Raw genomic sequence first — 4,850 nt, forward strand, 5'->3', positions numbered from 1 at the left:
TTCCGCGCCGGGGACGTGTCACCGGAGATCACACAGGCGTTCAACGACGCGGGCTTCATCATCCTGCTCGGCACCTGGATGCCGTTCACGATCTGGGCCATCGCGCTCGGACTGAACATCCTGCTGGACAAGGCGACACCGGTTTTCCCGCGCTGGACGGGATACTTCAGCATCTGGTCAGGCGTGTGCTTCATGCCCGGTGGGACGGTCTGGTTCTTCAAGAGCGGGCCGTTCGGCTGGACCGGTGTGGTGTGTCTGTGGGCACCGTTCATGGTCTTCGGCGCCTGGGTGCTGTACTTCAGCTACCTGTCGATGCAGAACGTCAAGCGCGGCTTCGTCCATGAGCAAGATCTTTCCACCGTGTCGTGACCATGAGCGTGCCGTCCGCGGTGGATCCGTTCGCGGATCCGTTCGCCTCGCACACCGCGAGGGCGCCCCGGTGGCGCCCTCGCGGCGGAGGCCGGGTGCCGGGCGAGATCGGCATCTGGGTTTTCATCTTCGGGGACATGCTCGTCTTCGGGTTGTTCTTCGGTGTGTTCGTCTACGAACGGTCGCGGAGCGTCGAGCTCTTCGAACACGCTCACGAGACCATGGACCTGACGTTCGGCGCGGTGAACACGTTGTTGTTGCTGACCGGGTCGATGTTTGTCGTGCTGGGCCTGAACACGCTGCGCGGAGGGGCTTCCCGGACCGGCTCGCGGATGATTCTCGTCACGCTGCTCTGCGGCGCTGGCTTCGTCCTCAACAAGTACCTGGAGTACTCGGACAAGATTGACGCGGGACACACACCGTCGGTCAACAGCTTCTACATGTACTACTTCGTCTTCACCGGTATCCACCTGTTGCACCTGCTGATCGGAATGATCGGCCTTGTGATCATGTACAGGATTGCCCGCAAACCGGTCCTGGAGGCCAGGGACATACGTAATCTTGAGGCCGGAGCCTGCTACTGGCATCTTGTCGACCTGCTCTGGATCGTTCTGTTCGCGCTGCTGTACCTGATGAGGTGACCAGATGTCGACGCATGTCGGGAGCACCGTCGTCAAGGGTTCTGCCGCCAGGATTTCTGTCGTCAGGAATCCAACCGTTGTCGCCTGGCTCACGCTCATGGGCGCGACCGTGCTCTCCTGGTATCTCGGGGAAGGTCATGGCGCCCGGGAGGCCGCGACGGTCGGTGTGATTGTGGTGGCGTTTTTCAAGGTGTACCTCGTCGGTCGGTACTTCATGGAGATCCGGGAAGCTCCACGGATACTGCATCTTCTGTTCGCCGGGTGGGCCGTGGTGGTGTGTGCGGTTCTCGTGGCCATGTACCTCACTGCCGGCGGCTAAAACGAGCGGCCGATGCCGTGGTGCGGGGCCGTGTTTTCCGGAGGCGTAACCGGTGTCTTTCCCGAGCGTGTTCGTTGCCGACCGTGGTGCTGTTCAGGAACGAACAGTTGTTTTATACTGAAATGACTGTGACCGTGGCCGACGGGGTATCACGGTCCTCAGTAAGTCGACAGGACGGAAGGGGCATGCTGTGACTGCATCAGAATCAGGCGGAAGTGCTCTTCTTGAGGGACGTACGGTTTTGATTACCGGCGCCGGCTCCGGTATCGGTAGAGCGACCGCGCACCTGGCGGCCGAGGCGGGCGCTCTCGTCATCGCGATCGACCTGAAAGGTCAGGACGAGACAGCCGCGGCCATCACCGAGGCCGGCGGCAGGGCCGAGGCCCGAGCCCTCGATGTCTCGGATGCCGCAGCCTGGCAGATCCTCGTGGACGACGTGATCGAGTCGCATGGCTCCATCCACGGGCTCGCCAGTATCGCCGGCATCGTGTCGGATGTCGACAGCCTGCTCTCGCAGACGGAAGAGGGCTGGGACCGCATTCTCGCCGTCGATCTCAAGGGTGTCTGGCTCGGTGCGAGGGCGGTGGTCCCGGCCCTGCTGGAAAACGGTGGCGGCAAGATCGTCAATATTGCGTCGACGGCGGGTCTCATTGGTATGCAGAATGTGCTCGCCTACTCCGCGGCCAAGGGTGGGGTCATCGCTCTGTCACGACAGGTGGCCGTCGAGTACGCCGCGCGCAACATCCAGATCAATGTCATTGCTCCAGGCGTCACCCAGACGCCCATGCTGGGCGATATCACGGAGGAGCTGCTCACCACGGTTACGGCGGCCACCCCGGCGGGCCGGTTGGGCCGGCCAGAGGACATCGGCAACCTGGTCGTCTACCTGCTGAGCCCGAAGAGCGACTTCATCACCGGCCAAGTCATCCCGGTGGACGGGGGCTGGACCGCCCAGTAGAAAAGAGCGTCGCCGCCGTTCGCCACCACGGTTGTCCCGCGAATTCCTGGCCGGGGCCGTTCACGCCGGCTCCGGTGGATCTCACGGGCACGGGTGCGCCAACCGGTGCGGTCCTCCTGATCCGGTGGGCGATGCCCATGCGCGGCACCCGGTCGCCAGCAGAGCTGGTAGGCGCTTTTCGGATGGCGCGTCCACAGGCGCTGGCCGACGGAGCGCTGGTCGCGGGGCCTGGTGGGCTGTACGGGCCTGGCGTGCCGCGCGCACGCCGCCGGCGCGGCAGCGTGCGCGACCTCGTACGACCTGACCGGCGCACCTCGCTCGTAGGTCGCATCCGGACCGGGCATCGGGTGTGTACGTTGCCGAGCCGAACAGGACACATCTTCCACGCCGTTCTTTCGCCTGTTACGAGTTCGTTTTTCAGGCCTGGCGTGGATGCGCCCGAAGGGCGCCGTAAATGCTCTTGGAACGCTGTCTTTTCGTGTGCTTTCCGGAATGTTTGACGGCGGCTGTCAGGTCGCGCGGAGAAGGCGACTGATCTAATCATGAATGATGCCGTGGAATTTTTCTGAGGCGCTCTGTCACGAGCGCCCACTAGTCCTGAAAACCTGTCGTCGGCCGATTCTGCCACTGCCGGACGGTCGTTTTCCCGCGGTGGTCGTGAGGGCTGGACAGGTGTTCCGTCCTCGCTGTCCGACGTCTGGTCGACAGGGGCTGTTGTGATGCGTTCGGGGCCGTAGTTCCTCTTGCCGGCACGAGTTCTGGCAGCGGGAGTCCCGTCGACGACGGTGCGGTGGATCCACGGAAGCGATGCACCGCCAAACTGATCAAGGAGACAGATGGCACAGCAGGTTGCAACCGGAGCAGGCAGCCACCGCTCAGGTTCCGGCACCATTACCGAGAGTGTTCTGACAAGGCTGCCACCACTTCTTCAGCGAGTGGTCGTCGACGTCGGACAGTGTGGGCAGTTACTCGGGCGGCTGGTGACCACGGCGGTACGCCAGCCGCGGGGGTACTGGGGGAGTACCCGTGACGAGATGTACGCGATGCTGCGTTTCTGCTGGCTGCCGTGCGTTCTCGCGGTCGGCGGCTTCACCTTCCTCATCGCGAACTACGCGTACGACCTGCTCAGCCTGCTCGGTGGGCAGAACCGGATAGGTACCTACTTCGTGATGGCGAGTATCCGAGAGATCTCGCCTTTCTGTACCGGAATGGCTGTCGCGGGGGTGATGGGAACCGCAATGGCCGCGGACCTCGGTGCCCGGCGCATCCGGGAGGAGCTCGACGCGCTGAAGGTGCTCGGTGTCGACTCGACACGGATGCTGGTGCTTCCTCGGGTGCTCGCCATCACGATCATGACGGTGGCCTTCACCATTATCGGCGGACTGCTCGGCATCATCATGGCCATGACCTCCGCGACCGTGTTCGGCACGACGTCCGTCGGAGGTTATTTTGCGAACTTCCTGTCGAGCCTGACCACTCCCGAACTGGTCGGTGTTGTGGTCAAGTCCACGCTGACCGGCACGTTCATCGGCGTTGTCTGCGCACAGAAAGGGCTCACCGTGCGCGGTGGGTCGGAGGGTGTCGGACGGGCTGTCAACGAGGCGGTGGTGCTGTGTTTCGCCGCCGTGTGGGTGATCAATTTCGTGCTGAACGCGACGATGCTGGGCCTGAATCCCGACATGTTGGTGAACCGGTGAAAGGGGGTCGACAATGACTGTGGCAGCAGACAGCGGCGGCGTCGCGGCGAAGCCGTCGACAGAGGCCGGCACCGGCAGCTTCGGTTCCTACACTGGTGAGGGGTCGCTGATACGCGACCTCGGTGAGATCGCCAGATTCACGGTCACCTCCGTGCGCCGTATGCCGGGTGTGCGGCACTATGGCTCCGAGGTGCTGCGACAGGCCGGTATAATGATCCTGTCCAGCTCCGGGATCATCTGGTTCATGATGGGGATGCTGGCCGCGGAGGCCTCGCTGGAAGGCCACTATCTCCTCAGCCAGCTGGGCGCCGGCAGCTATACGGGAGTGTTCACCTCGACCGCCGACTACACGGTCGCTCCCGAGATGTGGGGCTGGATTCTTTCGGCGAAGGTCGCCTGTGGGCTGGTCGCCGAGCTCGGGTCGATGCGGATCAGCGAGGAGATAGACGCGCTTGAGGTCATGGGCCTCGACCCGCACTCGTATCTCATCAGCACCCGGCTGCTCGCGGTCATCATCATCACGCCGTTCATGTTCATGATAGGTACCGGGATCATGTACGGCGTCCAGTACGTGTTGAACGTACACGTGTTCCACAGTGTGTCCGCGGGCGGTTATCTCTCCGTCTTCTGGGCCTTCCAGACCCAGCAGGACGTGCTGTTGTCACTGGCCATGGGCGCGATCATGGGAATGATGATTGTCACCGTCGGCTGCTACTACGGATACACGGCCAGTGGCGGGCCGGTCGGGGTCGGCAAGAACACGGCGAAGTCCATGGTGATCAACCTGGTCATCGTCAGCGTGGTCGGGGCGGTATTCCAGCAGATGTTCTTCGGGTCGCTGACACGCGCGCCCATCGGGTACTAGT

General features: G+C 63.1%; 5 protein-coding genes and 1 pseudogene. All 6 read left to right on the forward strand.

Annotation, left to right across the window (positions count from 1 at the left end):
- A pseudogene (locus CM1CMNOD_RS21570) lies at positions 1 to 369 on the forward strand (hypothetical protein); the annotation flags it as partial.
- Between the two features lie 2 nt (positions 370 to 371).
- Positions 372 to 1,010, forward strand: coding sequence for a cytochrome c oxidase subunit 3 family protein (locus CM1CMNOD_RS06410; protein ID WP_131772311.1), 639 nt, complete (start codon positions 372 to 374; stop codon positions 1,008 to 1,010).
- A 4-nt stretch (positions 1,011 to 1,014) separates the two neighbouring features.
- Entirely contained in the window at positions 1,015 to 1,329 is a 315-nt protein-coding gene (locus tag CM1CMNOD_RS06415; RefSeq protein WP_013872858.1) for a cytochrome C oxidase subunit IV family protein, read from the forward strand.
- Positions 1,330 to 1,519: 190 nt separating this feature from the next.
- Positions 1,520 to 2,287 carry an SDR family NAD(P)-dependent oxidoreductase gene (locus tag CM1CMNOD_RS06420; protein ID WP_013872859.1) on the forward strand — a complete coding sequence of 256 codons (768 nt, stop codon included), beginning with the start codon at positions 1,520 to 1,522 and terminating at the stop codon, positions 2,285 to 2,287.
- Positions 2,288 to 3,123: 836 nt separating this feature from the next.
- Positions 3,124 to 3,984: an MlaE family ABC transporter permease gene (locus CM1CMNOD_RS06425; RefSeq protein ID WP_013872860.1), complete on the forward strand. Its 861-nt coding sequence runs from the start codon at positions 3,124 to 3,126 to the stop codon at positions 3,982 to 3,984.
- Between the two features lie 13 nt (positions 3,985 to 3,997).
- Positions 3,998 to 4,849: an ABC transporter permease gene (locus tag CM1CMNOD_RS06430; protein WP_013872861.1), complete on the forward strand. Its 852-nt coding sequence runs from the start codon at positions 3,998 to 4,000 to the stop codon at positions 4,847 to 4,849.
- Position 4,850: the final 1 nt, after the last annotated feature.

The sequence above is a fragment of the Protofrankia symbiont of Coriaria myrtifolia genome, assembly GCF_900634755.1.
Taxonomy (GTDB): domain Bacteria; phylum Actinomycetota; class Actinomycetes; order Frankiales; family Frankiaceae; genus Protofrankia; species Protofrankia coriariae.

Excerpts from the sequence above, each read along its gene's own strand:
- CM1CMNOD_RS06430 (WP_013872861.1), top strand. The coding sequence starts at position 3,998 with ATGACTGTGGCAGCAGACAGCGGCGGCGTCGCGGCGAAGCCGTCGACA.
- CM1CMNOD_RS06425 (WP_013872860.1), top strand. The coding sequence starts at position 3,124 with ATGGCACAGCAGGTTGCAACCGGAGCAGGCAGCCACCGCTCAGGTTCC.
- CM1CMNOD_RS06410 (WP_131772311.1), top strand. The coding sequence starts at position 372 with ATGAGCGTGCCGTCCGCGGTGGATCCGTTCGCGGATCCGTTCGCCTCG.
- CM1CMNOD_RS06415 (WP_013872858.1), top strand. The coding sequence starts at position 1,015 with ATGTCGACGCATGTCGGGAGCACCGTCGTCAAGGGTTCTGCCGCCAGG.